The sequence below is a fragment of the Marinomonas sp. G8-14 genome, assembly GCF_055808935.1.
In genome coordinates this window covers 402865-427625 of the sequence record NZ_CM147891.1, presented here as the reverse complement: position 1 = coordinate 427625, position 24761 = coordinate 402865, and the positions used below count along the sequence as shown (strand labels likewise).

Below are 24761 nucleotides of genomic sequence, written 5' to 3'. Positions count from 1 at the left end.
TAAGGCCAGCCCAATGCTGGCCTTTTTATTGGTTCTGTTTCTGTAAACCTTGCCCTAGATCATAAAAAGCCATAACAAACTATTATAAAATATTGTTATGGCATTCGATTGAATGTCATGTTTTGCGTATTTTACTACTTGCTGAATAGGAAGAAGCACCTTAATGCCACCTGAATCAAACTGCATCCTACAACGTAATAATGTCAAGATTTCTGGTAAGGGTGAGAAAACCGTGATGCTGGCACACGGTTTTGGCTGCAATCAAAACTTGTGGCGCTTCATACTTCCATATTTAGAAGAAACCTACCAAGTCGTCCTATTTGATTACGTTGGGTGCGGTAATTCTGATTTTTCAGCCTACCAAAAAGACCGCTATGAGCATTTAGAAGGTTACGCTCTCGATATTATTGAGATCTGTGACGCTCTGAATCTTAAAGACATCATTTTTGTTGGTCATTCTGTTAGCTGCACCATAGGCTGGATTGTTGCCACGCAACGTTCTGAGCTTTTTTCCCATTTAATCGCCGTTTGCCCTTCTCCTTGTTTTTTAAACATTGGAACAGAATACCAAGGGGGTTTTGATAAGCAAGACTTAGAGCAGCTCATGCAATTGATGAACAAAGATTACATTGGCTGGGGGAACTATTTAGCGCCCATTGTTATGGGCACTGACTTGTCACCAATTGGGCCAGGCAAAGATAAGAACGAAGTATTAGTACATGAATTGCTCAACAGTTTTTGCTCGACCGATGTCACCTATTCTAGACCTTTTGCACGGGCCACTTTTTTTCTGACTATCGAAACATACTCCCTGAAATAGGCCATCCCTGTCTCATCTTACAAAGCTCAGAAGACTCCTTGGTTGCGATATGCGTCGGAGAATATACACAGCGTCATTTACAAAACGCCGAACTGAAAATCATAGAAGCGAAAGGGCATTGTTTACATATGACTCGCCCCATGGACGTTTTCAAGCATATGAACGCGTTCCTTGGTAAAAACTAACCCGTGACAAAACCTTACTGGTATTTCAATTACTATCCTTATGCCAATTTGCATTGAATAGTTAAAAAATCCGTCTAAAATCACGTCACACTCTAAAATAGGATAGGATTTTTATGACTTCATTCACCATTCTTGATGGCGGCATGGGCCGAGAGCTTGAGCGCCGTGGTGCACCTTTTAAACAACCAGAATGGTCAGCTTTGGCTATGATGGAAGCGCCAAGCATAGTGAAAGCAGTACATCAGTCTTATATTAATAGTGGCTCACGCGTTATTACAACAAACAGCTATGCGCTCGTTCCTTTTCACATCGGTGAAAAAGTCTTCAAGGAACGCGGCAAAGAGCCTCGCCATCTTGTCTGGAAAGGTCGCCCGTGAAGCCGCCGATGAAAGCGGTACAGATACCAAAGTTGCGGACTCACTTGCCCCTTTGTTTGGTTCCTATCGTGCAGATCTTTATCAAGCTGACCGTGTTGAAGAACTCGCTGTGCCATTAATCGAATCCCTAAACCCTTATGTGGATCTTTGGTTATCTGAAACACAAAGTTTGATCGATGAAGTAACGCGTGTAAAAGCGCTTGTTGATAAAATCGACTCTGATAAAAAACCTTTCTGGGCGTCTTTTACGCTTGAAGATTCAGAGCCAACCAGCGAACCCTTATTACGCTCTGGCGAGACGGTAGTAGACGCGGTAAAAGCTATGCACGCCATCGGTGTAAGTGCCATTTTATTTAACTGCAGCCAGCCCGAGATCATTGGCGAAGCCATTCAAGTCACGCAAAAAACATTAGCATCATTAAATGCACAATCAATACAAATAGGTGCCTATGCTAATGCCTTCCCACCACAACCTAAAAATGCCACGGCCAATGACGGTCTAGACGAACTCCGTGCGGACTTAACCCCACCAGCGTACCTAACTTGGGTAAAACAGTGGCAAAAAGACGGTGCTACCTTGATCGGTGGTTGCTGTGGAATTGGTCCAGAGCACATTGCCGCTATTTCGGCGTATTGCGAAACAAAATAAGCCTATCATCCAAAAAGATGACGTCTTTGTTCACGTCATCTTTTTGTTTAATCATTCATTAAAGACCCGAGCAATCTCTTGCACCATTGGGTTAAGCACTTGGTCAAACCAACTTCTTGATAGTGCTTGCACCATACTGCTATAGCCGTCTGACTGCAGTTCAGTCTTAACATTGAACGTGTTCGAGGCGGATAACTCACCTAATGCCGAGATAACTTGCCAACGCCCAGATATATGAATAATGCCATTCAAATCCGCGTAGAAATTATCCACCTCTATGTTCAGTAACGCTGTCGCGCTAGCGGGCAAACGTTGTCCACCAAACCATGTAATATTGGGCAGCACTTTCTCAAAGCGCTGTTGAGTCAAACGAGTTAATTGGCTCGATAAAGACTCAGCCCACAGGTTATTCTGCGAACGAAACACATCCCCTTGCTCGGTGACCAAAACAATCTCATTACCTGCCAAATAATGGGCAACAACAATGGGCATTAACCTTACCGCTTTTTCTTTCGTCGCTTGAAGCTGGCTTTTTTCCAGCCCATTGTCCATTAACAAGTATTCATTGCTGGGCACTGTCGGTGTAGCACAAGCGGCTAACAGCCAACTCAGTATCAGCAACAACAAAACACGCTTATCCATTCTCATATGCATTTTATTCCTACACTATTTCGCGGCTTTTGGTTGTACATCTACACGAGGCTTACTATCAAATATCAGAGTATTTGGGTTCTCTCTCACTTGACGAAGTAAAGGCTGCAACTCATTTAATGCCCGCCCTAATGACTCCATATTTTCCTTTAATGGTCGACCAATCTGACCATTCGCCTGATAACTTTGTAAGGTCAAATTTAACTCATTAATAGTGGCAACCAAGTCTGCAGGCAGTTGCTGAGTTTCTGATTTATCGAGCAACTGTTTGACACTTTTACTCAGTGCTTGCAACTGACGCAATGTTTCATTCGTTTCCTCCATGGTTTGGCCAAGCTGCTTAAACGTACTGTCTAAAGGCAGTTGCGATAAATTATCCAAAATAGTGACAACTTTGGTTTCAATGTTGGCAAAAGCATCAGGAGCAGTCGGAAAAATCTGATATCCCTCAAACTCTTTCCATTTTATTGGTGACGGGTTCTCAACAAAATCTATGTTAATGACTTTTGCTGCGTTCAAATAGTTGCCAATTTTCAATGACGCACGTAAACCTTTATTAATACGTTCTTCAATAAGTTCATTCCATTTTTGCAAAGACAACGCCCCAGAAGTACTGGCCGCATTTAAACGCTGAGGCTCAATACGAGCTCTAACTGGAACCAAGGGAGTATCCAAAGAAGTCAATGCATCCATTGAGATACCATTAAAAGGCACATCCAGCACCGTACCAATTCGCACACCTCGAAACTCCACCGCCGCCCCTGGCACCAAACCACTTACATTGCTATCAAACAAAAAGACATAATTAATAAATTCATCGTAAACATTATTATTCGCGCTTTCTTTGCTCGAAAATAAACGAAACTGTGTCATGTCGGCAACGGGTTCTCCGGGTGGGCGGCCAACGGGCAAACCAAATGAAATGCCACCCGCTAAAAAGGTTTCTAAAGAATCAAGACGAACTTCAAAACCACTGGCCGAACTCTTCAATGAAAGCCCTGGTGTCATCCAGAATTGTACGTCGCTGTTAATCAATGCATCATAGGGCGAGCGAATGACAATACGATAAGTGATCGCGCCTTTATCTGAATCAAAACCCACTTTCTCGACGTAACCCACTTCGTAACCACGAAAATGCACCAAGGCACCCACATCTAACTTAGAGCCTTCCGTACTCGATAACATAAGACGCACACCCTCGTTTTCGGTAGACAGTGGAGGCTGATTCAATATGGTAAAGTTCGTTTGCTGCTTTCCTTTTACTCCCGGCGTCATATCAATATAAGCACCCGACAGTAAGGTCCCTAAACCACTCACCCCTTCTTTACCAATTCTAGGTTTTACGACCCAAAATTTCGCATCATCACGCAACATTTGCTCAGTACCATGATTCATGCGCACTTTAATAACCGCACTTTCATAATCTTCACTAAGACGAATATCAATCACTCTTCCAACGTCTACGTTACGGGATTTAAGCTTCGTCTTACCCATCTCCAAACCTTCTGCATTTGAAGCAATCAGCGTAATAACAGGGCCTTGCGTTGACCAGTTTTGATAGAGCATCCAAGCTGCTACCAAAAGCGCGATCAAAGGCACTAACCAAATAGAATTAAACCGAACTTGTCGCATATTCTCGATCTGCTTAATGGGCTCGCTCACTCTTCTCTCCTCTCAGAAAAAGACACACTGCGTGCCTCATCTTTATCCCATAATAATCGTGGATCAAACGTCATTGCTGCCAACATGGTTAAAACAACCATCGCGGTAAAGGACAACACCGCAGTCCCCGGTAAAATCGACATAAAATTGCCCATTTGTACCATACTCGTCAAAATGGCCACCACAAACACATCAATCATTGACCAACGCCCCACAAACTCAGTAATACGATACAGCTTGATTTTTTGTTCCGTTAACCGCTTGCTCGGAAAATGACACTGCCAACAAAGCCAGCTTAACGACAGCACTTTCGCCAGAGGAATCACCACACTAGCAAGCAAAATAATCAAGGCAACAGGATAAGAACCTAAGGACCAAAGCAGCAACACCCCACCCATAATCGTTGATGGTTCAGTATTCCCTAAAAAAGTGGTTTGCATAATGGGAAACACATTGGCAGGAATATAAATTATAAGAGACGCCACTAACAAAGCCATCGTGGAACTCAAACTCTTTGGACGACGGCTGTAAACAGAATGACCACAACGATTACAGTGGTGTTTGTGTGCCGATAAAGTAGCGCCACAAAAATGACAACCTATCACTCCCTGTTCCCTCGCTGTTCCTGTTACAACAGGCTGATCACTGGCTTTTCCAGCGACTTTATTCCATAGCCATCGCTTATCGACCAAGCTCTCTGTTTTAAGCAATAAGATGACATAACCACAAAAAGCCCAAAAAGACAGTTCAAATGAAATATCCGCTAAGCTGTTCATCTTCACTAACGCAACCAAAATCCCCACTAAAAACACATCCACCATTAACCATGGTTGAATCACAATAACCCAACGAACACAGTAACGCTGAGCAAAATTCAATACATACTTATGCTGAAAAGACCAAACCAGAAATAAAATAGACAAGAGATACACTAATGGAAAAACAAATAGAGCGAGGCTAATAATAGCCCCTAGTAGCAAATGACCTTGGCTAAGCAATAAGCTCAAGGTGTGAAACAATGTCACCGTACGTTCAATACCATTCGTAGAAAAGCCAAGGAAAGGAAAGCTCATTGCGAGTGCCAACATCAGTAGTGATGACAAGCCAGCCGCGATAATTCTTCCAGCTGCGTGTCTATGCACACTCACTAATATATGACCACAATGTTGGCAGCGAAAACGCTCGCCACTCTTTAAAGGTGGGATTGGATTGATAAAATCACATTCTTCACAAGCCGTCACATTTTCATAAAACACATAATGGCTCATCTCAACACCGTGACTCAATCGAGCACTCCAATAAAAAGATCTAAAAAACCATATAACACGAGAATACTGATCATAATCAAGCTATTAAAGATATTCACTACATAGTAACTCATTCATAATGAACATCAGAACCATGAAGTAATGCCTTCAAACCACCTTGTTAATGAAAACCGAAATCCTCAACAGACGAAGCGCTAAAACGATACCTTTCTACACCGCTAGTTTGTCAAGCTTCATCTGTGCACACCACTCTTCAAATGCCCATTTAGACGCTAAACTTGCTACGAAATGCAAAATACACCGCCCCAACCAAACACAAGCCAGCCCATAGGTAATCAAGCTTTAATGGCTCTTTTAGGTAATACACAGAAAATGGTACAAACACCATTAAAGTGATCACCTCTTGCATGATTTTCAACTGACCAACATTCAGTGCCGTATAACCGATACGATTGGCGGGCACCTGCAACAGATACTCAAACAGAGCAATACCCCAGCTTATCAAAGCGGCAATGACCCAAGGCTTGTTGTTTAGCTCTTTCAAATGAGCATACCAAGCAAAAGTCATAAAAATATTGCTACAAATTAACAATGAAACACTCAACGCAATGGGATGCATAAGCTTTACCAGATAGAAATAAGACAGCGAGTAAAAACAGCTAATTAAACCATATCACTAGAATAAACGCCTTAGGAACTTGTCTACTAAGCAAGGCTAATGACAACCCATGGATTGGCTTAATGACGCATTGTCGGACCGCCATTACCATGCCCACCATGAGGCCCACCATGAGGTCCACCCGGTAGCATAACGCACGCCGTCAATGTGAACACGACCAAGCTCAGTAACAAAATTTGAAACATCTTATTAATTATTCGCATGATTCCACCAACGATCTTATAAAGGAACAAGCAGCATAAAAACTTGTTCTGCCTATTACAAACGACCAAAATACATTTTTGTGAAAATCCTTAATATTCCCTTATAAGGTCGGCACAATAGATAAAAAAATAAGACTAAGAGAAACAACACCTCATCAAAAGCTACGCATTGACCTGACACTGTATGGCCAGCCAATATTTTTACTCAAAAACGAAATCCCCCCTTTACTTGTTCAGTAATAAGCACATACTTAACTTGCTATGTGACAATTGTTGTTCCAAGGTTCGTAGCAACAGCCCTTAAGTTGATACAAGTCAACTAAGGTTACATGTAATGGCTAATGGTGAACATCATGAGTAAAAGTCAAGACAGTAAAAAAGAGACCAAAAAGAAACCACTTTTAACAGCAAAAGAAAAGAAAGCAGCGAAGGCAACGAAAAAATCCACAACCAATACATCCGGTAATTAATTCTTTACGCTAGCCAACATACATAATGATGGCAGTACACTCGAGTCGTCTAAGCCCTAACTTATGTTAGGGCTTTTTTATAAAAATCGACCTACTCATAATGACTACGGACGTGATGATTTTTGTGGCCCTTTGCCCTTTGTAGGGCGCTGGCTTTTTACAGCAGACTTACCCTTGTTTTTTGGTGATCCACTTGCTCCCCCATTCGATCGATTACTGCCTCCTGAACCATTCGAAGCAGGCTTCTTAGCGTCACCAAAAGGACGTCTGTCTTTGCCTTTAGACGCAGCAGGTTTTCTGCCATCCTCTTTAGGGTGTTTGGTATTCCCTTTGGAGGCCGTCTTAGGCTGAAGAGGCGTATTAGGACGAGCATTTTTACGCGGCGCTTGGCGGGACTTTTTCGCTGGTGCCTTGGCTTCTGAAGAAGAATCTTCAACCGATTTTAGCAAAACAGACAACTCTTTTTGTGTAAGGTCTCGCCATTCACCAACAGGTAACCCCTTAAGGCTTACGTTCATGATACGTGTACGCTCTAGCTTCATCACCTCATAGCCAAAGTATTCACACATGCGACGAATCTGACGGTTCAAACCTTGAACTAACGTGATATTAAACACATTTGGTGCCACCTTAGTCACCGGACACTTCTTCGTCATGGTTCCCAAAATAGGCACGCCGCCCGCCAAACCGGCAATAAAATCATCCGTAATCGGTTTGTTTACCGTTACCACATACTCTTTCTCGTGATTGTTACCCGCTCGCAATACCTTGTTAACCAAATCGCCGTTATTGGTCAAAAAGATCAAACCTTGAGAGTCTTTATCCAAACGACCAATCGGAAAAATGCGCACTCCATGGCTAACAAAATCAACGATATTATTTTTTTCAGAACTTTCCGTGGTACTCACAATACCAACAGGCTTATTCAACACAATAAAAACAAAATCATCCGCGTCTTGAGGCTCAATGATCTGACCATTCACCCGCACCGTGTCACCGGCCACCACCTGATCCCCCACCGAGGCACGCTTGCCATTGATGAACACATTACCTTGTTCAATAAAGCGGTCAGCGTCTCTTCGAGAGCAGATACCGCTTTCGCTGATGTATTTATTTAGACGAGTAGAAGATGCATTAAACATAAAGTGCCGTTTTACCTAATAAAAAGCCTTTCTGACTGAGAAAAAGCCTGAACAAAATGAATCGTCAACAACGAGATGGTGCATATTATATAGGAAACACGATAAGCATTTTAGGATCATGCAACAGAAAGATCAGAAAAACATCACAAACCATAAAGGTTAAGAAAACCTTAATATTGCCTACCTACACTCCATACATCAGACAACATCACCATGGAGAGTCATCAATGCACACAACAAAGCGATCCTATAATACCGCCCAAATCCTATTACACTGGGCTATTGCAGCGTTGATTGTTTTCAATTATTTCGTCAGTGATGGAATGGGACGCGCTTTTCGTCAACACCTAAACGACAGCAATTCAGGCTATAACCTAGTCGCATCACTGCATGTATATGTTGGGTTGGCCATTATCGCCCTAGTAGTAGTTCGTATTATTGTTCGCTTCATGTCTAAAAAAACCAAAACAGCCTCAACGAACGTATTCGACCGAGTCTCTCTTATCGTCCATGAGATCTTATATTTACTGATGTTTTTAGTGCCCGTTTTTGGCACAGTCGCTTGGTACTTGGGCATTCATATTATGGGAGATGTCCATGAAATAGCGATGAACATCATGATGGCGTTAGTCTTACTACACGCCGCTGCGGCACTATTCCATCAATACGTTTTAAAAGACGGAACCTTGATGAAAATGTTTGGACAAAAATAGCGACCAATAAATGGTTACTGGTAAAGGGTCATTGATGCGTCTCTAGATAGCATTTCTCCTGTTCAAGAATACGATCTGAATTAAGAGACGCAATGCTCACTTCATGGGAATGAGGCAGCATACCAATGGTTTGCAAATGCAGATAACGCATGGCACAAACCCGAAGAAAAGACGTAAAATTATCCAAATCATGACCCGCATCCAAAGCTTCATGATTGAGCTTGGCGATAATTTGCGACAAAGACAACTTGTCGCGTTGGGCAATCTCTTCCAGCGTAAACCAAAAGAAACTCTCCAATCGAATACTGGTGACCATGCCATCAATACGCAAAGAACGAGTGACATTTTCCCACAGCCTAGGATCTGAATTCACAAAGAGCTTACACATTGTATTTTCCCTACTGAATGACGTTTTTTATTATTGGAATGAAATAACTCAATGCAAACAGTCTAGCCGAAGATAGGGAAAAATAGTCGGGTGAGTTTGCATTTTTACACTTACCATACTCACCCGAATTCACTCATTACATTCGATTTAGTTTTCTAACAACACATAAAACTGAGCAAGCCAAGCCGGATGTGCAGGCCACGCTGGCGCTGTCACAAGATTACCGTCTGTTACCGCTTGATCAACAGGGATATCCATAAACTCACCTTTCGCAAGCTCCACCTCAGGCTGACACGCTGGATACGCAGAACATTTTCTGCCTTCCAACACACCTGCCGCCGCAAGCAACTGCGCACCATGACAAACCGCCGCTACTGGCTTATTCGTATCAAAAAAATGCTTCACCATCGTAATCACCGTTTTATTCAAACGCAGATACTCAGGCGCTCGACCACCAGGAATCACCAAAGCATCGTAATCTTCCACCTTAATATCCGCAAACGTCGCATTCAACGCAAAACGATGCCCTGGCTTCTCCGTATAGGTTTGATCACCTTCAAAATCATGAATCGCCGTCGCCACCGTATCGCCAGACTTCTTATCTGGGCAAACCGCATGCACCGTATGACCAACACTCATCAACGCCTGAAACGGCACCATAGTTTCGTAGTCTTCCGTGAAATCCCCCGTGATCATTAAGATTTTTTTATTCGACATGACACCTTCTCCTGTTTTGGTTAAAACGTCCTATGTTGTAACAGCTAGAGAAAGGGAAAAGGTATTAACAGGTTATTACATTGAGGTTTCGCCGTTGGCGATTTGGTTTTCTTTGATTCCATTCAAACGCTTTGTATTCCCAACCTCTATTCCGCTCTACTTAGCGTGTAACTTTTGCCAAACGACGCAAAAGTTACCAAAAGGTCTGTTTAAGATCTTTAATGCCTGATTTTCTGCGTAGGAATATTAACTAGGACACACACTTTAACTATTAACTAAGACACACACTCTAATAATCAAAGATTACTACCAGAGCACACAGATAAAATAGCAACAATTGACGATATAAGTAAGCGAAACGTGGGATGACAATCTTCAACTCTAGAAAAAGTGCATTTAATAGGATTTCAGACAAGGCAAGACAAGGCGGTTTTGAAAACAACCCTAATACATGATTGGCAGTTTAAGGTTTTATTTAAGCAAGGAGCTTAGCGCTACCTCGAGGTTTACGCTGCCGCTGATGCGCTTCACAATAATAGGCGATTGAATGTTCCTTACCGACGACATGACCTGTTTTTTCACCAAACTGTGTCGTAATGCTCAGCCAATTCTCTGATGATATATTGAGCCGTTGAAGAATGGACAGTAATGACCCATCTATTACACCTCGTTTATCATCTCGAATGATGCGTCCCGTCGTATCGACCAATTCTAGGTAATCAGATAAGAAAAATGGCAAGCCATTAGGCATGTTTTCTCTCGGATTACCAATAAAAGGCAACAATCGCTTTGGCTGCCTTTGCATCTTAGCTGAGTCCACACGTTTTTTAAGACTGGTAAAGTCGGCCTCTTCTGGCGTATCGCTTAACTTGGCTCGTATTGGGTTGAGGTCCACGTAAGCCATACAGGCAATCAATGCTGCTTCATCCAGTAACGCTTGAGATTTAAAACGGCCCTCCCAGAATCTTCCTGTACAGTTGTCTTCGGCGTTAGCTTGTCGTGCAATTGGCTCATTAAGCTCTTTCATAAACCAACTGATGTCCATCAGCCGATTGCGAAATGTCTCTGCTGAAGCCTCGACTAGGCTTAACGCAAACTCAGGCAACACCTCACCTTTTACGTATTGTTGCGTAAATACAGTACCTTTATGAAGCTTATGCCAACGCTCTAACACCTCTAATGTCGACCACTTCGCCGCTTTTTCAACGTCAATATGCAGTACCACATGAAGGTGATTGCTCATCACAGCATAAGCGCATATATCGATAGAAAAGAGACTGGCTAAAAACAGCAACCTGTTTTCAACCCAGCCACGACGGTGCTCGAAACTGTCACCTGAAAGCGGATCTTCACCACACAAAAAGGCCCGTCGCACACAACGAGAAACACAATGGTAGTATGGCGTATCACTAACGTTGATTTGCTGACTTCTTGGCTGCGGCATAATGGCTCCCTCTTCCTGAGAAAATATACTGTAATTATATACAGTATATTTATGATTCAGCAAGTCAAAACTCAACTCCTTGATTTAACTGGCTTGCAAAGGTGGGTGGCTTAATTGCTGTTTTAAACAAAGCAAACGAGACGTTTGGGCGAAAGCCCGATAAAGAGACTTCTTGGTTCCTTTTACGTCGTTTGGCAAAAGTGACCCGTTCAGCTTTTTCCTAAATTAAAGAGCGGAACCAAGCTATCAACCTAGGAAGCATTTGAATGGAAACCAAATAAAAACGCCTTCTCTTTCTTCAAAGAGAAGGCGTAAAAACAAGTTTTGAACAGTTTTTTAAAAGCCCTACTCCCCGATGTGCCAACCATTGGTAATCGGGTAACGACGATCTCGTCCAAACCCACGGGCAGTGATGCGAACGCCGGTTGGCGATTGACGACGTTTGTATTCATTCACGTCAACAAGGCGAAGCACGCGGTAGACAGTTTCTCGGTCAAATTGTTGGGTCGCGAGAATGGCTTCGGCGCTTTGATCTTCTTCGATGTACATGCGTAAAATTTCATCGAGGATGTCGTAGCTTGGCAAGGAGTCTTCGTCTTTTTGATCTGGCGCCAATTCTGCTGAAGGTGGTCGGGTGATGACGCGCTCAGGGATGACGTAGCCCAAAGTATTGCGGTAACGGCAAAGCTTGAATACCAAGGTTTTAAAGACATCTTTTAGGACGGAATAACCGCCTACCATGTCGCCGTAGAGTGTGGCATAACCAACCGCCATTTCGCTCTTGTTGCCTGTGGTTAGGACCATGTAGCCTTTCTTATTGGAAATCGCCATTAAGGTGACACCACGGGTGCGCGCTTGTAAGTTTTCTTCTGTGGTGTCTTTACCGTAGCCTTCGAACTCTGGCGCTAACACATCGGTAAAAGCCGACACCATCGATTCAATCGGCAACACGCTGTATTTCACGCCCAGCAAGTTGGCCTCTTCTTCGGCATCGTGCAAACTGATGGAAGACGTATAAGTGTACGGCATCATCACCGCTTGTACTCGTTCAGCGCCGATGGCATCGACTGCGACCGCCAAGGATAAAGCCGAGTCGATACCACCACTCAAGCCCAGCACAATGCCTTTAAAACGATTTTTGGTGATGTAATCCCGTAGGCCAAGCACCATGGCTTGATAGACGCTCGCCTCCAAGCCCAATGCAGGAGCAATGGTGCCCGCAACAGGCTCTACCTTGTTGGGTTGGCTTTCATCAACGATCATATCGATGCTGTATAGACCAGCTTCAAACCAAGGCGCTTGCATGATTTTCTCGCCTTTGGCGTTGACCACAAAAGAGCCGCCTTCATAAACCAATTCGTCCTGCGCGCCCATGTAGTTCACGTAGACAATTGGTAAGGTAACTTCCGTCGCACGCTGATGAAGTAGTTCTTCACGCTCGCCCATTTTTTCAATGTGGTAAGGCGAAGCATTTAAGTTAAGAATTAGTTCCGCGCCAGCCGCTCTGGCTTGCGCAATAGGCTCAGGATGCCAAATATCTTCGCAGATACTTAAACCTACTTTAACGCCTTTGATATCAACAAGGCCCGCTTCGCGGCCTTCACTGAAATAGCGTTTGTCATCGAACACCAAAAAATTAGGCAACTTTTGTTTGGCGTATTCCACCAGCAAATCACCTTGGTAAATCACACCCGCGCAATTAAACAGTTCGCCATCAATACGGCGAGGATAACCAACAACGACATAGATATCGCGGATCTCGGCCAATAATGTCGCCAAGGCCGATTCGATACGCTGATCCAAACTTGGACGCAATAATAAGTCTTCTGGTGGATAGCCAGTTAAGGTTAATTCTGGAAAAACCACGACATCTGCGTGCTCTTCATCACGCGCTTTACACGCCGCATCGATAACAGATTGGGTGTTTTTGGTAATGTCGCCGACCAGCATATCCAGCTGGGCCATTGCAATTCGTAATGTCATACAGTTGCTATCTCATGAACTCTGTTAGAATATGCCCGTTATTGTCTGGAATTACCCAAGCTAGGTAAAGTATATGATCGTACGTTTGATCGTTTTTGTTGCTATTTTCTTTATTGGTTGGTGGTTGTACCGCCAGTTTGTCGCTTTTAAGCGCAGTCAGTCACCCGAGGAAGTGAAAAAAAGGCGTCTAGCAAAAAAGACGAGGCACAAGAGAGCATGGTTCGGTGTGCAGAATGCAAAACGTTCACACCGCGCTCCCATGCGATTCATGACCAAGAAGCGCGTGCATTTTGCAGTGCCGAGCATTTGAAAATCTTCAATCAGAAGCACTGACCCAACCGCTGGCAAGCAAGCGATGTTCGTGCCACCACCAGCAACGGTATTGTTGCTGGTTTTGTGTGGCGCACAGTCGATAGGATCTTTGGGTATTGTCCATTTCGTCGGGAGCAGAAGTGTAGCGTTCCCAGCGATAATACAGTTGTTGATTACGGGTTTGCCAAATAGACTCTAACCTCGACTCATGTAAAGCACAAAAGCCGATACATGTGCTCGCCTGCGCGGCGGAAAAATGTGCAGATACCACCCAAGCTTGATAAAAATCCGTCCATATTTCTTGCTCTTCTGTCACATCATTCAGCTGACTACGCCACTTAAAGCCTGCCTGTAATCCTTGTTGGTAATGCGCAGATAACGTCGACAATGCTAGTAACAAAGCAATAATCGGCAAGGACACCCAACCTCGTTGACCGCTAAGATAAATATTCGTCATATCGGCTAAAGTCCCTTTAACACAATGATTTGATTGCCAACCCCCTGACAAGGCGAGAAATAACGCCACGTTTCTCCGCGCATAGAGCGATAATCTTGTGCCAATTGTGTATCCCGCTCAGACTTGCAATCATGAAGTCGATATTGATACTCCACCCATAGGCCACGGACCTTAGCGAGAGAAAATTGCCCATAGCCAGTATCTAAAGCGTCGACCATTCCATCCAGGTTGTCATCTAATAACGGAAACACAGACAAACGCTCAATCCCACTCCATAACTCTAATGAGTTGCCACTTTCTCTTGGTGTACGCCAAAAAGCATTTTGCCCACCTTTACCTTCAGAAATATACCAATAGAACTCATCTTGGCTTTCTATGATCCCAGATTGCCCAATCGCGTCTTCCACAAACTCACCACCGATAAGCTCAATTCGGCTATGTTGTGCCGAAACACTTAATATTTGGCCAGGGAAGTAAGACTCACAAGAGGAAAACCTCACACTATCACCCGCTTTCCAATGGCAGGACAAAGAGGTGTCTAAAGGGTTGCCATTCACCTTTACTGTACCGCGGCACAACCCATAATCTACCGCTCTTAACCAATCGGATTCTTTATCAATCGTCCGAGTTGCTAAACGAAGGGGGGCGACATGCCCGATTCAATGATTAAAAACAAGGATTCATCTATCAGGCAGCTAGCGGGTCTTAAACGTGACCATTGTGCTTGGAAATGCGCATCAATTGCTGCCTTAATCACTTGCTGATCTTGATACGTTTTTATCAATAAATGACGTTCTTGCATGCGAACCAAAGCAACGACTAAAAAAGGCAATAAGAGAGCCACTAAACTACAGACGACTAACAGTTCAATGATAAGACTGCCTTGTAAATTATGCCGTTTACTCACTTTCTCCCTCCTCAGACGACAAGCTTGAATGTCGATCTAACGTATCCATCTGGGAGCTATGAAACCATTGCGCTAATTGATCTCCTGTGCATTTTTGGCAATCGGGATACCCTTGCTCTGTGGTTTCTTGCTGATGATTCAACCACGCCACAGAGCCAACTAATTGCATCATCGCGGCGTGTTTTTGTTCGTAATCAGATTGTTTTCGATGTTCTTCTGTTTGCTGAAATACATGCCACTGCGTTTCACTCTGACGCTGTAATACATGCAATACCACCGCGAACAAACTCAAACACAACATAATCTCTAACATAATCCAACCCCGTTGACGTGGCGCTGATAGTAAACGATAGATTGTCTGTTTCTTCATCCGCACACCCCACTATTCATAGCACTTTGTGGGTCGGTTAAATAAAAGCGTCCACTTTGGTTCAATACCACATCCGCCTGCCATGCCCCCAAGCAAAACTCAAACGTCCCATTTTGATAACTTGATAAGCCGTTGGATTGAAATTCGATCTGTTGTTTTTTGATAGGAAAACCACGCCAAGAAACCGCCAAGGAGTGATCAAAAAGGATTTGCCGATAGATTTTTTCAACGCCGTTTGTGGATGCCATTTGATAAAGCTTAAAACCATCAGACCAATGCCCATCGCAATCGACACCACCACATAGATAACTGCTTTGTCCGCTTATCACAGCCAGTTGACGTGCTTGTGTTAGCGCCGCTGCTAGACGCTTCATTTCGCTTTTAAGGGTGTTTTTGTCTCGGGTCTTTTGGTTTGCACTAAAAAACTGTGCCGAACCTGCATGGGCTAGAATACTAAGAATTGCGAGCACACACAGTAGCTCTAGTAGTGAAAAGCCACGTTGATGATGCATGGAAAACCTCCTTGTTTTGTTTAATCAGGCACCAGACATCCTATCTAGTGCATTTTTTACTCGAATAATCCTAGACTAAACTGTCTTGAACCATTTGTTAATATGATTTGCAATTTGCCTTGGTTTTTGAAATGGCAAAGAATGATCACAGGCACTGAGAACCTTATGTTGCCAAGCAGAGTTGCGTTCACTTAATAAATCATAATGCTGACGCAGAGCCTCATGACTTAATTCGCCTGAAAACAAAAAAACATGCTCTGAGGCGTCAATCATCGACTGACGCAAAGACGGCTCCTGTGCCATTAATGCCACATGATCTGTCACCGCATCCAGCGCATAAGCAAAACCAAAGGGTCGATGAGCAAGACGAGATTGTGTGGTCGCTTCCGCGACAGGATGTTTGCGTCGATTCGGCGAGACACCATCCATAAAACTCGCTACACCAAGCTCTACATCCCCCGTGTCACGAATCAGTTTCGAGGCATGACGATACTTTTGACGCACTTCCATCAAGGTAGCTAAGTCCTCACGATCCAAAGAAGCGGCCTCTAGCAGAGCCATTTTCATTTTCTTTTTGCCTTGCAAGCTACGCTGATAATTCAGATTTAACGCCACCAAGCCACCAAGGGAATACGCCACCACATCAAAGTCATTCCATTCCAAATGGGACAATAATGCTTCAACTTCATCGGTTAACTCACCTATCGACACTGCCCCCTCTTCACCATGATGATGAAAAGAATCCCCCATGCCTTTTAGGTCAGGCACCAGCATCCAACGCCATTGAGTAAAATACGGCAACATAGGGGAATAAGTAATGCTACCTGCCACACCAGCACCGTGTAAAAGCAAACAAACACGCTCGCTCTCAGACTGCGAATTCTCGTAAAGACGATACGCAATACGCGCATTGGGCAAAGAAAGAAAAAAATGTCAGACACTTGTAATTAACCTGTGAGGACCCTTATTAAAAGCATACAATGTTTGCTCGTTGTGAAAGCAACCAAACCGTGTCTCGTTTATATTTAATCCCCTATTGGGTATAAACAGGATGGGTAAGCGCAGACTTAATATTACTAGGTATTAAAATAAATGTCAGAAATCAAAAAAGTAAATCTCCCTTATCAGGCGTCATTACTGTCTTTCTTTTCTGCTGTACGAGACTTACCCTATCCTGCGTTACTCGACAGTAATCACCAACATTTTCCAGACACTAACTTTGACATTCTAGTTGCCAACCCACTGGCTCGAATTCACCCTGTCGCGAATGGACAACCCATTAGTTGGTACACCAAACCTTTTTATTCACTTAGCGCAACCCACAATCCAATGGCGCTGATGAATGAGTTAATGAGTCTAATTTGCCAAGAAGCTTGGGCTAAGTCCGCCCCGAAGGATTTGCCATTCGTTGGTGGTTTATTAGGTTATTACGGGTATGAAAGCGGTCATTTTGTCGAGCAACTACCGGATACCGTAGAACATGATGTGCAACTAGAAACCTTAAGTGTGGGTCTTTACAGCTGGGCGGTCATTACCTGCCATAAGAAAAAAACCACTCAATTGATCACCTCGCCTTGGTGTCCTTCGGAAGACGTTGCTGATTTGATCAATCGCTTCACCAGTGCTTGTGATGATGTATTGGTAAAACACGACTTAAACGAAGCAAGACCTTTTCGTTTGCAAGCCCCTTTTTCCTCGAACATGACTGAGGCGGAATACGCGCAAAAGTTTTGCAAAGTCCAAGACTACATTCAGTCTGGGGATTGTTATCAAGTCAACTTAGCACAGCGCTTTTCAACCCGCTATCAAGGCGACACCTTTACGGCGTATCACAGACTAAGAGAAGCATGCCCGACACCTTTTTCGGCTTATATGGAGATTTCTGCTACGCAAAGTATTTTAAGTCACTCGCCTGAACGATTCCTCTTGTGTGACCAAGGTCGAGTAGAATCCAAACCCATAAAAGGCACGGTGGCCCGTGGTGCCACAGCGGAAGAAGACAAAGCCAATGCTGACTGGTTACAAACGTCCGAAAAAGACCGCGCTGAAAACCTCATGATTGTCGACCTGCTGCGCAACGACTTAGGGCGTACCTGCTTAACCGGTAGCATCAAGGTGCCTAAGCTGTTTGCTTTAGAAAGTTATGCCAACGTCCATCATCTGGTGTCTACTGTAGAAGGGAGAATTGACCAAGCTGACCAAGCGATTCGAGTGTTCCATCAAAGTTTTCCAGGTGGCTCCATCACTGGCGCCCCCAAAATTCGCGCCATGGAAATTATTGATGAACTAGAGCCTCACGTACGTTCGGCCTATTGCGGCTCAATTGTTTACTTCAGCGCCAACGGTCAAATGGATTCTAGCATCACGATTCGCACACTGGTCGCAGATCATGGCAATCTTCATTGCTGGGCGGGTGGTGGTTTGGTTGCCGACTCAAAATGCCAACAAGAATACCAAGAAACCTTTACCAAAGTGGGCAAATTAACCCATACTCTAGAACAAGACTTTTTGAAATAGGCCGTATCATGTCTGACATAGAGCAGTTTTTGAGTGCTCCTCCCATTGACCTGAACTTGGATGATATTCGCGCAGCATTAGACAACGAACCGTATGCGCAACAAATCCATAACCCAGATGAGGAAATGTTTCCCAGTGGTTATGATTTAAAATACCGTTCTGCTGCCGTGCTGATTCCTATTTGGAAAGAGCCAGAAAATGGTGAGTTGTACGTACTATTAACTCAACGCGCACTTCACATGCGTAACCATCCGGGCCAAATTGCGTTTCCGGGAGGTAAGCATGATCCAAATGACGCCAGCATACAATACACAGCACTGCGCGAGACACTAGAAGAAGTTGGGCTTTCACCCGATTGCTTCGACCTATTAGGAGAACTGGGGGAATACTGCACCATCTCAGGATACTGCATCAAACCCATTGTGGCTGAAATGACGCGCCGGAGTGAGCCTCAGTCTCTGTGAAGAAGAAGTAAAGTCCGTACATTGGGTGCCATTACGCTACTTATTGAACCCACAAAACTATCGTTTTAAAAAGAAGGCACTCGATACCATTTCTCGCGGTTATTTCGAGATTGACTACGAAGACATTCGAATTTGGGGCGTAACAGCTGGAATCTTGTATGGACTTTATCAAACATTAGCAAGACACATTCGCTAAGCGTTTTCGTGCTTTTATTAACCACTTTCTTTCGAATTATAAGGTTAGTGTTCTTTCGTCTTTTGTTTCATCACCGCAAATTGTTATTGTACAGCTAACGTAACTCAAGAACATGGTAACTCTCCCTATGTCAGCATTTGATTTAGCGTCTTTTATTGCCAACAACAAAGAAGACGAAGCACAAAAAATCATTCACAACGCGATGAAAGAATTCGACAACATCGCCATTTCTTTTAGTGGTGCAGAAGATGTTATACTCATCGACATGGCCGTCAAAGCCAAAAAAGACATTAAGGTATTTTCCCTTGATACAGGCCGTCTGCACGCCGAAACCTATCGTTTTATCGAACAGGTTCGTAAACACTACAAGATCAATATAGACATTCTGTCCCCAGACCGTGAAGCCCTCGAAAACTTCACCCGCGAAAAAGGCCTATTTAGCTTTTTTGAAGATGGTCACAAAGAATGCTGTGGCATTCGCAAAGTCCAACCACTTAAACGTAAGCTGGCCACACTGGATGCCTGGATCACTGGACAACGCAAAGACCAAAGCCCTGGCACACGCAACGTTCTCGCTTTTGCTGAAAAAGACAGTGCATTCAGTACGGATAAAAAAGACCTGTTTAAATTCAATCCATTGGCAAACTGGTCTTCTGAAGACGTGTGGAACTACATCAAAATGTTTGACGTGCCGTACAACGAATTGCATTTGAAAGGGTTTACCAGCATAGGTTGCGAACCTTGCACACGCCCTATTTTGCCAAATCAGCACGAACGTGAAGGTCGCTGGTGGTGGGAAGAATCAGAACACAAAGAATGTGGCTTACACATTGGCAATCTGATACCGACAGCCCAGCAATAAACACCATTTTGAATTCAAAGTGCCTGTGACGATCAGGCACTTTTTGTTACAGTGACGACGTCATCTAACTGACGATCAAGATGACTTTTCCACGATGCCATAAAATTGGCATAGCAAGCTTCCAAATCGTATATGTGTTGCAGCAATACTTCCCCTGCTGGCGTCATATTGGTTGTCCGACCATGTCGAATCAACAAAGCCTCGCCCATTTCTCGTTCTAATTTTTGAATGTGCTGGCTCACCGCAGGCTGAGTTAAACCCAACAGCTTCGCCGTCTTAGTAAAACTACCAGTATCAACCAACGCCTTAAATGTAATGAGATGTTGTGTATTAAGCATAAAGATTCCTTATAGTTAATTCTATTATGCCCAATGCCAATCTTATGAACATTGACCTATATCGTGTTTTCGTGAAAGACTGAGAATTATTAGCCCTATGGATTAACAACATGACAAATGCACGAGACGAGATGTTACCTTGGCACGAAAGACAATCTGGTCATCAAGAATCACGCGATAACGATTACCGTACTCCTTACCAACGGGACCGAGCACGAATCATACACAGCGCTGCGTTTCGTCGCTTACAATCCAAAACACAAATCCTCGCCATTCGACAAAACGACTACAGCCGTACACGCTTAACGCATTCCCTAGAAGTCGCCCAAATCGGCAACGGCATTGTCCACCAACTGAAACACAGCTATCCTTCAGAGGCGGCTTTTCAGCCTTGGTTGGCCGACGATGCCTTAATAGAAACCGTTTGCCTAAGCCACGACATCGGCCACCCACCCTTTGGCCATGGCGGCGAAGTCGCGCTCAATTACATGATGCAAGCCTATGGCGGTTTTGAAGGTAACGCCCAGTCACTGAGAATCCTTGGTAAACGCGGTTCCTACTCGCCCACCTACGGCATGGACGTCACGCGTCGTACTTTATTAGGGATTTTAAAATATCCTGTTTTACACGCCAACGTGGTTGGCAAATACCCAGAAAAACCAGCCAACTTCCGCCAATTCAAGGCATCTAATTGGGCACCACCAAAATGTGTCTACCAAGAAGAACAAGACCTGCTCAATTGGATAATTGAACCTTTTAGCCAAGCCGACAAAACCTTATTACAAGAAGTCCACCAGACCAATAATGACAATCACGCCAAAGCAAAACACGCCAGCTTCGATACCAGCATAATGGATCTCGCTGACGACATCGCTTACGGTGTACACGACCTAGAAGACGCCATCGTCCTCGGCATGGTCACCAAAGACATGTGGTTAGAACACCTAGAACCCAAACTGGCCGCCTTGGCGTCTCCGTTTTTGGCCGAGCACCTAAATGACATTCGCACGCAACTGTTCAGCCGCCAAAGCCATCTTCGTAAAGAGGCTATTGGCAGCCTGGTCAGTTGGTTCATCACCTCTTGCCAAGTGGTCGAAAAAACAGCGTTCGAACACCCCTTGTTACGCTTTCAAGTGGGTTTGCCAGAAGGTCAGCGCCAAGCCTTAAACTTGTTAAAACAATTTGAAATGCAACACATCATCCAGCGCCCAGAAGTGCAAATGCTTGTCTACAAAGGCCAGCAAATGCTATTAGAAATGTTCGAAGCCTACTCCGCCGACCCCGCCCGCTTGCTGCCCAGAGAAATCGCCAAAGAATGGCAAAAAAGCCAAGAACGCGGAGAAAACGGACTGCGCATCATCTGCGACTACATGTCCTCCATGACCGACGACTACGCCAGCCGCATGTACAACAAATTGTTTGTTCCAAGCTTAGGCTCAGTGTTTGAGCCAATGTAGTTTGGTCCCCTCCCCTTTTGTCTTCCAAGGGGAGGGTTAGGGAGGGGTTGCAAGCTTTGGCTCCGTTCAAACGCTTTGTATTCCCAACCTTTATTCCGCTCTTTAATTCAGGAAAAAAAGCTGAGCGGGTAACTTTTGCCAATCGATGCAACGCTTTCATTTAATAGGAAAGCAAAAAATCTTTTGTCGGACTTTCAGCCCAAACGTCTCTTTCACGTTGGCTAACTTAACGTTTAACAAGACGACTTATATCGTAAGGCATAGATTGTTAATTTGGTGAGGAGATAAAGACTCAAACACTGACTCTGAAACTGCATAAAGTCGCGCAATCGGGATTGTTAACCATCATTCCCAATTCTCAGCTGGAAAATATTCCCCTCACAATCGTGCGCATCGCAAACCTGTCGGCCGCCAAACGTCCAATTTTTAGGTGAGAATACAACGCCACCTTTTGCTTTGATCTTTTCTTCTATGAATTCAAGCGGCGTGTTCACAAAGAATGTTGGCTTTAGTGCGGTGTTCTCTCGCGCTTCAAACGAGACTCAACCCCTTTTTAGACACGTCTGTTTCAAGCAACACCAACTCAAAATCACCACCAACCAATAGCGCACAGGAACGGTCACTTTCGATCATCTGCATGTCAAAAACATGAGCATAAAATGTTGCCAATTTTTCTATCGATGACGTATAGATCACCAAACCTGTTTTCATGCATTTTCCCTATCAAGTTTATGAGCAATAAGCACACTGTTAAACCAAAAAAGAGCGCTATCTATTCATCTGTGTTTTCTATTTTTTCCATGACAAAATTCGTTAATGTCTGACCTCGAACATCAATCTGCTGCGTCTTCACCACCTTAAAACCAAAATGTTCGAAAAAAGGACGCGCCGTGATACTGACATGAGAATAATAGCGCTTTATCCCTTGTGAACGCCCTACAGCAAAAATATGCGCCATCAAAGCTCGCCCTATGCCTCGGCCTTGGTACTGATGATGGCAAAAGAAATGATCAATCAAACCGTTTGACTGCAAATCAACATAGCCTACTATCTGATCATCCATTTCAGCCACAAACGGCGATATTTCTAACATCTTCTGACGCCAGACAGCAACATCGAATGATTGTGGCGCCCATGCTTCTACCTGAGCCTGAGAATAATCACGGATGTTAATATGACGAACCGTGTGAAAATAAATAGCCCACAACACACTGGCGTCAGAGTCTTTATAAGGTCGGATAATACACAAAACTTGCTTCTCTTTATTAAATTAATAGAGCGATTTAAAGCATTTTCTATGCTTACCGCTTTGGACGACGCCCTCCGCTTTCTAAACACGCTTCCATTGTTTGATATGCAGTAAAGTTCTTAGTTTTAGAATAATAGGTGCTTCCTTTCGCATGACAAATCCCACTCTTACTCTTCTTAACTGGCGGTTCATCGGCGAATGCAATTTGCGTAGAAAAACTAAAGCATAGGGCAAAGATCGCAAACCATAGCTTTTTGTTAAAAGCGACTTTCATGAACTATCCCTCAGTAAACATAACACCGCCAGCTGACGACCATTTGTAGTAGAGCAAAGCACAACGAAAAATAGAGTGCAGCTAACAAGCAAAAAATCTTCGAAAAAGTGTCGGGATGAATCAACACCAAGATATTTCACTTTAAGTAAACTCCACTTTACTCGTAAGAACAGCAAATAATCGTTAATTGTGCAGAGACATGTTGTATGTTGCCATTGATAGGTACTTTATCTCCTTAGACATAACGCCACAAACAGCAGGGAGCATAGCGAATCCGCTACTTTGTTTTGTTATAAATTTTTCTCATTTTCCTTGCTGTGCCAAACTCTCAAAATATAAACAATACCACTGGTGATTAAATACCGTACGGTATAATCACCAATATATAGATCTCGGATTTTTTCAGGATCAGGCGCTTTTATAACCGGCAAGCCAATTTCAGGGAATTGCTTTAGTTTGAAAATTCCTTCTTGAAGATCAATTGCGATTCTTCGTGCAGCGTAAGGATTCTTAACCTCAACAAACTCAACAATCCGTTGAAGGTCTTTCATCGACTCTGGGGAATATTCAACCTCTATCATTTCGGTGGCTCTTTGCGCTCAACAGTGCCCCAGCTGTTTAGCCAGGCATTCACATCTGCTTCAGCAATGGATTTACCTGCTTTAATAGACTCTAGAGCCTCCAGAGTGTCTGCCCACCTAGACTCCTCTACGGACTGCCTTGCCAAAAACTCTTTAATTGCTTGATTTATAAGATAATTTTTACTTCTATCTAGCTTGCTAGCTAAAATCTCAAGTGGCTTATCTATATCATCTGCTAGCCGAATACTGGTAATACCCATTGAAACGCTCTCCTGTACTAGTTTGTAATACACTTTAGTACATACGAGTACTCAAGGCTAGAGTGATTTGTAATGCTCGGTTTTGCGACTGGTTTGGAGCGCAGCGGAAAACCAGTCCGACCACATGCGCTTGTTAAGCATGGCTTTTATCAAGCACCCTTAAGAGCAAACTGCCAATAACAGATGCTAGAAACAGCCATACCGTTGTAGTTGCGATTAGGACAGCATACCCGAGTACCTGCCACAATAATTCTGGTTCTCCTGGATACGGCAGTAGCTTTGAAAAAGGAAGCCCAGGCATATTAAGAATATAAAAGGCCATTACCGAAACATAACTGATTGCACCGCCAACCAACGGAATTACTTTTTCAGCAACGATTCCGAGTACAAGGAGAATAAGGGACGAGCCAAGATGAATAAAAGCAAGTCGCGAACCCAAAAGTCCGTTATGCCCGAGATTTTTGCCAATAAGCAATGCATAGATTGTGATTAGCGCCACACCATAAATAAAGGCAGTAATTGCAGTCGGGATTTCGTGAAAGATGCCTCCGAGTACCACGAAGAAAATAACGAGGAAGCAGTGAGCAAAAAATGCTACAAAAGCTGGCCACTTGTCCATTTTCATCGTACTCCTCAGACTGATCTTAGTGTTTA

The 24761-nt window shown here is 43.8% G+C and carries 31 protein-coding genes and 1 pseudogene; 9 read left to right on the top strand and 23 right to left on the bottom strand.

The window, feature by feature from the left end:
- Positions 1 to 163 precede the first annotated feature (163 nt).
- On the top strand, positions 164 to 820 hold the full coding sequence (locus AC0L6V_RS02125) for an alpha/beta fold hydrolase (protein WP_418138731.1): 657 nt from the start codon (positions 164 to 166) through the stop codon (positions 818 to 820).
- A gap of 298 nt (positions 821 to 1118) precedes the next feature.
- Positions 1119 to 2031, top strand: a pseudogene (locus tag AC0L6V_RS02120) (homocysteine S-methyltransferase family protein).
- 51 nt (positions 2032 to 2082) lie between these two features.
- Here AC0L6V_RS02120 and AC0L6V_RS02115 read toward each other — a convergent pair.
- The 6 genes from AC0L6V_RS02115 to rluF form a co-directional block, all read right to left on the bottom strand.
- A complete protein-coding gene (locus AC0L6V_RS02115) occupies positions 2083 to 2679 on the bottom strand; it encodes a PqiC family protein (protein ID WP_265217131.1) in 597 nt (198 codons plus the stop codon).
- Between the two features lie 18 nt (positions 2680 to 2697).
- Complete coding sequence (pqiB, locus tag AC0L6V_RS02110; RefSeq protein WP_418138728.1) at positions 2698 to 4344, bottom strand: intermembrane transport protein PqiB; 1647 nt, start codon at positions 4342 to 4344, stop codon at positions 2698 to 2700.
- Complete coding sequence (locus AC0L6V_RS02105; RefSeq protein WP_265217126.1) at positions 4341 to 5630, bottom strand: paraquat-inducible protein A; 1290 nt, start codon at positions 5628 to 5630, stop codon at positions 4341 to 4343. Before AC0L6V_RS02105 ends, pqiB begins: the two co-directional genes overlap by 4 nt.
- A gap of 247 nt (positions 5631 to 5877) precedes the next feature.
- Positions 5878 to 6231 carry a DMT family protein gene (locus AC0L6V_RS02100; RefSeq protein WP_265217124.1) on the bottom strand — a complete coding sequence of 118 codons (354 nt, stop codon included), beginning with the start codon at positions 6229 to 6231 and terminating at the stop codon, positions 5878 to 5880.
- Between the two features lie 119 nt (positions 6232 to 6350).
- Positions 6351 to 6494: a hypothetical protein gene (locus tag AC0L6V_RS02095; RefSeq protein WP_265217123.1), complete on the bottom strand. Its 144-nt coding sequence runs from the start codon at positions 6492 to 6494 to the stop codon at positions 6351 to 6353.
- Positions 6495 to 7068: 574 nt separating this feature from the next.
- Positions 7069 to 8106: a 23S rRNA pseudouridine(2604) synthase RluF gene (gene rluF / locus AC0L6V_RS02090; RefSeq protein WP_409419290.1), complete on the bottom strand. Its 1038-nt coding sequence runs from the start codon at positions 8104 to 8106 to the stop codon at positions 7069 to 7071.
- Between the two features lie 227 nt (positions 8107 to 8333).
- Here rluF and AC0L6V_RS02085 point away from each other — a divergent pair, with 227 nt between their 5' ends.
- Positions 8334 to 8819 carry a cytochrome b gene (locus AC0L6V_RS02085; RefSeq protein ID WP_265217121.1) on the top strand — a complete coding sequence of 162 codons (486 nt, stop codon included), beginning with the start codon at positions 8334 to 8336 and terminating at the stop codon, positions 8817 to 8819.
- 28 nt (positions 8820 to 8847) lie between these two features.
- Here AC0L6V_RS02085 and AC0L6V_RS02080 read toward each other — a convergent pair whose 3' ends face one another.
- The 4 genes from AC0L6V_RS02080 to AC0L6V_RS02065 form a co-directional block, all read right to left on the bottom strand.
- Complete coding sequence (locus AC0L6V_RS02080; protein WP_265217120.1) at positions 8848 to 9207, bottom strand: ribbon-helix-helix domain-containing protein; 360 nt, start codon at positions 9205 to 9207, stop codon at positions 8848 to 8850.
- A 147-nt stretch (positions 9208 to 9354) separates the two neighbouring features.
- Positions 9355 to 9924, bottom strand: coding sequence for a DJ-1/PfpI family protein (locus AC0L6V_RS02075; RefSeq protein WP_265217119.1), 570 nt, complete (start codon positions 9922 to 9924; stop codon positions 9355 to 9357).
- Between the two features lie 475 nt (positions 9925 to 10399).
- Complete coding sequence (locus tag AC0L6V_RS02070; RefSeq protein WP_265217117.1) at positions 10400 to 11368, bottom strand: transposase; 969 nt, start codon at positions 11366 to 11368, stop codon at positions 10400 to 10402.
- 345 nt (positions 11369 to 11713) lie between these two features.
- Entirely contained in the window at positions 11714 to 13351 is a 1638-nt protein-coding gene (locus AC0L6V_RS02065) for an NAD+ synthase (RefSeq protein WP_265217116.1), read from the bottom strand.
- 216 nt (positions 13352 to 13567) lie between these two features.
- On the opposite strand from AC0L6V_RS02065, the gene AC0L6V_RS02060 reads away from it, so the two are divergent.
- Positions 13568 to 13684, top strand: coding sequence for a hypothetical protein (locus tag AC0L6V_RS02060; RefSeq protein WP_418138727.1), 117 nt, complete (start codon positions 13568 to 13570; stop codon positions 13682 to 13684).
- Here the strand turns inward: AC0L6V_RS02060 and AC0L6V_RS02055 are convergent.
- The 6 genes from AC0L6V_RS02055 to AC0L6V_RS02030 all read right to left on the bottom strand — a co-directional run bounded on the left by AC0L6V_RS02055 (position 13668) and on the right by AC0L6V_RS02030 (position 16827).
- Positions 13668 to 14120 (bottom strand): hypothetical protein, encoded by a 453-nt coding sequence (locus tag AC0L6V_RS02055; RefSeq protein ID WP_265217114.1) that lies wholly within the window; start codon positions 14118 to 14120, stop codon positions 13668 to 13670. The two genes, AC0L6V_RS02060 and AC0L6V_RS02055, sit on opposite strands and share 17 nt — an antisense overlap.
- Before the next feature lie 5 nt (positions 14121 to 14125).
- The gene (locus AC0L6V_RS02050; protein ID WP_418138726.1) at positions 14126 to 14677 is read right to left on the bottom strand and encodes a hypothetical protein; all 552 of its coding nucleotides are present in this window, start codon (positions 14675 to 14677) and stop codon (positions 14126 to 14128) included.
- A gap of 74 nt (positions 14678 to 14751) precedes the next feature.
- Positions 14752 to 15027 (bottom strand): type II secretion system protein, encoded by a 276-nt coding sequence (locus AC0L6V_RS02045; RefSeq protein ID WP_265217110.1) that lies wholly within the window; start codon positions 15025 to 15027, stop codon positions 14752 to 14754.
- The gene (locus tag AC0L6V_RS02040; RefSeq protein ID WP_265217108.1) at positions 15020 to 15397 is read right to left on the bottom strand and encodes a hypothetical protein; all 378 of its coding nucleotides are present in this window, start codon (positions 15395 to 15397) and stop codon (positions 15020 to 15022) included. Before AC0L6V_RS02040 ends, AC0L6V_RS02045 begins: the two co-directional genes overlap by 8 nt.
- Positions 15394 to 15909, bottom strand: coding sequence for a GspH/FimT family pseudopilin (locus AC0L6V_RS02035; protein WP_265217106.1), 516 nt, complete (start codon positions 15907 to 15909; stop codon positions 15394 to 15396). Before AC0L6V_RS02035 ends, AC0L6V_RS02040 begins: the two co-directional genes overlap by 4 nt.
- 75 nt (positions 15910 to 15984) lie before the next feature.
- A complete protein-coding gene (locus AC0L6V_RS02030) occupies positions 15985 to 16827 on the bottom strand; it encodes an alpha/beta fold hydrolase (protein ID WP_418138725.1) in 843 nt (280 codons plus the stop codon).
- A gap of 174 nt (positions 16828 to 17001) precedes the next feature.
- Between AC0L6V_RS02030 and pabB the strand changes: the two genes are divergently transcribed.
- From pabB to AC0L6V_RS02010, 4 genes are all read left to right on the top strand, one after another.
- Complete coding sequence (gene pabB / locus AC0L6V_RS02025) at positions 17002 to 18426, top strand: aminodeoxychorismate synthase component I (protein ID WP_409419287.1); 1425 nt, start codon at positions 17002 to 17004, stop codon at positions 18424 to 18426.
- Positions 18427 to 18434: 8 nt separating this feature from the next.
- Positions 18435 to 18890: an NUDIX hydrolase gene (locus AC0L6V_RS02020; RefSeq protein WP_418138724.1), complete on the top strand. Its 456-nt coding sequence runs from the start codon at positions 18435 to 18437 to the stop codon at positions 18888 to 18890.
- Complete coding sequence (locus tag AC0L6V_RS02015; protein ID WP_265217098.1) at positions 18871 to 19086, top strand: NUDIX hydrolase; 216 nt, start codon at positions 18871 to 18873, stop codon at positions 19084 to 19086. The genes AC0L6V_RS02020 and AC0L6V_RS02015 overlap by 20 nt, the downstream gene beginning before the upstream one ends.
- 127 nt (positions 19087 to 19213) lie before the next feature.
- The gene (locus tag AC0L6V_RS02010) at positions 19214 to 19948 is read left to right on the top strand and encodes a phosphoadenylyl-sulfate reductase (RefSeq protein ID WP_265217096.1); all 735 of its coding nucleotides are present in this window, start codon (positions 19214 to 19216) and stop codon (positions 19946 to 19948) included.
- Positions 19949 to 19980: 32 nt separating this feature from the next.
- On the opposite strand, the gene AC0L6V_RS02005 is transcribed toward AC0L6V_RS02010, so the two are convergent.
- Positions 19981 to 20286, bottom strand: coding sequence for a LysR family transcriptional regulator (locus tag AC0L6V_RS02005; RefSeq protein WP_265217094.1), 306 nt, complete (start codon positions 20284 to 20286; stop codon positions 19981 to 19983).
- A 110-nt stretch (positions 20287 to 20396) separates the two neighbouring features.
- Between AC0L6V_RS02005 and AC0L6V_RS02000 the strand changes: the two genes are divergently transcribed.
- Entirely contained in the window at positions 20397 to 21743 is a 1347-nt protein-coding gene (locus tag AC0L6V_RS02000) for an anti-phage deoxyguanosine triphosphatase (RefSeq protein ID WP_265217092.1), read from the top strand.
- A gap of 531 nt (positions 21744 to 22274) precedes the next feature.
- On the opposite strand, the gene AC0L6V_RS01995 is transcribed toward AC0L6V_RS02000, so the two are convergent.
- The 6 genes from AC0L6V_RS01995 to AC0L6V_RS01970 all read right to left on the bottom strand — a co-directional run bounded on the left by AC0L6V_RS01995 (position 22275) and on the right by AC0L6V_RS01970 (position 24732).
- Positions 22275 to 22454, bottom strand: a complete 180-nt coding sequence (locus tag AC0L6V_RS01995) for a hypothetical protein (RefSeq protein ID WP_418138723.1) — start codon at positions 22452 to 22454, stop codon at positions 22275 to 22277.
- Positions 22455 to 22515: 61 nt separating this feature from the next.
- On the bottom strand, positions 22516 to 22992 hold the full coding sequence (locus tag AC0L6V_RS01990) for a GNAT family N-acetyltransferase (protein WP_265217088.1): 477 nt from the start codon (positions 22990 to 22992) through the stop codon (positions 22516 to 22518).
- A 52-nt stretch (positions 22993 to 23044) separates the two neighbouring features.
- A complete protein-coding gene (locus tag AC0L6V_RS01985) occupies positions 23045 to 23266 on the bottom strand; it encodes a hypothetical protein (RefSeq protein WP_265217086.1) in 222 nt (73 codons plus the stop codon).
- Positions 23267 to 23556: 290 nt separating this feature from the next.
- Positions 23557 to 23847 carry a type II toxin-antitoxin system RelE/ParE family toxin gene (locus tag AC0L6V_RS01980; RefSeq protein WP_265217084.1) on the bottom strand — a complete coding sequence of 97 codons (291 nt, stop codon included), beginning with the start codon at positions 23845 to 23847 and terminating at the stop codon, positions 23557 to 23559.
- The gene (locus AC0L6V_RS01975; protein WP_265217082.1) at positions 23844 to 24107 is read right to left on the bottom strand and encodes a CopG family ribbon-helix-helix protein; all 264 of its coding nucleotides are present in this window, start codon (positions 24105 to 24107) and stop codon (positions 23844 to 23846) included. The genes AC0L6V_RS01980 and AC0L6V_RS01975 overlap by 4 nt, the downstream gene beginning before the upstream one ends.
- Before the next feature lie 133 nt (positions 24108 to 24240).
- Entirely contained in the window at positions 24241 to 24732 is a 492-nt protein-coding gene (locus AC0L6V_RS01970) for a hypothetical protein (protein ID WP_418138722.1), read from the bottom strand.
- Between the last annotated feature and the right edge of the window lie 29 nt (positions 24733 to 24761).

What these genes read in the sequence shown, in the direction of transcription:
- AC0L6V_RS02125 (WP_418138731.1), top strand. Translation starts at nt 164, where the DNA reads ATGCCACCTGAATCAAACTGCATCCTACAACGTAATAATGTCAAGATT.
- AC0L6V_RS02115 (WP_265217131.1), bottom strand. Translation starts at nt 2,679, where the DNA reads ATGAGAATGGATAAGCGTGTTTTGTTGTTGCTGATACTGAGTTGGCTG.
- AC0L6V_RS02100 (WP_265217124.1), bottom strand. Translation starts at nt 6,231, where the DNA reads ATGCATCCCATTGCGTTGAGTGTTTCATTGTTAATTTGTAGCAATATT.
- AC0L6V_RS02095 (WP_265217123.1), bottom strand. Translation starts at nt 6,494, where the DNA reads ATGCGAATAATTAATAAGATGTTTCAAATTTTGTTACTGAGCTTGGTC.
- rluF (WP_409419290.1), bottom strand. Translation starts at nt 8,106, where the DNA reads ATGTTTAATGCATCTTCTACTCGTCTAAATAAATACATCAGCGAAAGC.
- AC0L6V_RS02085 (WP_265217121.1), top strand. Translation starts at nt 8,334, where the DNA reads ATGCACACAACAAAGCGATCCTATAATACCGCCCAAATCCTATTACAC.
- AC0L6V_RS02080 (WP_265217120.1), bottom strand. Translation starts at nt 9,207, where the DNA reads ATGTGTAAGCTCTTTGTGAATTCAGATCCTAGGCTGTGGGAAAATGTC.
- AC0L6V_RS02075 (WP_265217119.1), bottom strand. Translation starts at nt 9,924, where the DNA reads ATGTCGAATAAAAAAATCTTAATGATCACGGGGGATTTCACGGAAGAC.
- AC0L6V_RS02070 (WP_265217117.1), bottom strand. Translation starts at nt 11,368, where the DNA reads ATGCCGCAGCCAAGAAGTCAGCAAATCAACGTTAGTGATACGCCATAC.
- AC0L6V_RS02065 (WP_265217116.1), bottom strand. Translation starts at nt 13,351, where the DNA reads ATGACATTACGAATTGCAATGGCCCAGCTGGATATGCTGGTCGGCGAC.
- AC0L6V_RS02060 (WP_418138727.1), top strand. Translation starts at nt 13,568, where the DNA reads ATGGTTCGGTGTGCAGAATGCAAAACGTTCACACCGCGCTCCCATGCG.
- AC0L6V_RS02055 (WP_265217114.1), bottom strand. Translation starts at nt 14,120, where the DNA reads ATGACGAATATTTATCTTAGCGGTCAACGAGGTTGGGTGTCCTTGCCG.
- AC0L6V_RS02040 (WP_265217108.1), bottom strand. Translation starts at nt 15,397, where the DNA reads ATGAAGAAACAGACAATCTATCGTTTACTATCAGCGCCACGTCAACGG.
- AC0L6V_RS02035 (WP_265217106.1), bottom strand. Translation starts at nt 15,909, where the DNA reads ATGCATCATCAACGTGGCTTTTCACTACTAGAGCTACTGTGTGTGCTC.
- pabB (WP_409419287.1), top strand. Translation starts at nt 17,002, where the DNA reads ATGTCAGAAATCAAAAAAGTAAATCTCCCTTATCAGGCGTCATTACTG.
- AC0L6V_RS02020 (WP_418138724.1), top strand. Translation starts at nt 18,435, where the DNA reads ATGTCTGACATAGAGCAGTTTTTGAGTGCTCCTCCCATTGACCTGAAC.
- AC0L6V_RS02010 (WP_265217096.1), top strand. Translation starts at nt 19,214, where the DNA reads ATGTCAGCATTTGATTTAGCGTCTTTTATTGCCAACAACAAAGAAGAC.
- AC0L6V_RS02005 (WP_265217094.1), bottom strand. Translation starts at nt 20,286, where the DNA reads ATGCTTAATACACAACATCTCATTACATTTAAGGCGTTGGTTGATACT.
- AC0L6V_RS02000 (WP_265217092.1), top strand. Translation starts at nt 20,397, where the DNA reads ATGACAAATGCACGAGACGAGATGTTACCTTGGCACGAAAGACAATCT.
- AC0L6V_RS01995 (WP_418138723.1), bottom strand. Translation starts at nt 22,454, where the DNA reads ATGAAAACAGGTTTGGTGATCTATACGTCATCGATAGAAAAATTGGCA.
- AC0L6V_RS01985 (WP_265217086.1), bottom strand. Translation starts at nt 23,266, where the DNA reads ATGAAAGTCGCTTTTAACAAAAAGCTATGGTTTGCGATCTTTGCCCTA.
- AC0L6V_RS01980 (WP_265217084.1), bottom strand. Translation starts at nt 23,847, where the DNA reads ATGATAGAGGTTGAATATTCCCCAGAGTCGATGAAAGACCTTCAACGG.
- AC0L6V_RS01975 (WP_265217082.1), bottom strand. Translation starts at nt 24,107, where the DNA reads ATGGGTATTACCAGTATTCGGCTAGCAGATGATATAGATAAGCCACTT.
- AC0L6V_RS01970 (WP_418138722.1), bottom strand. Translation starts at nt 24,732, where the DNA reads ATGAAAATGGACAAGTGGCCAGCTTTTGTAGCATTTTTTGCTCACTGC.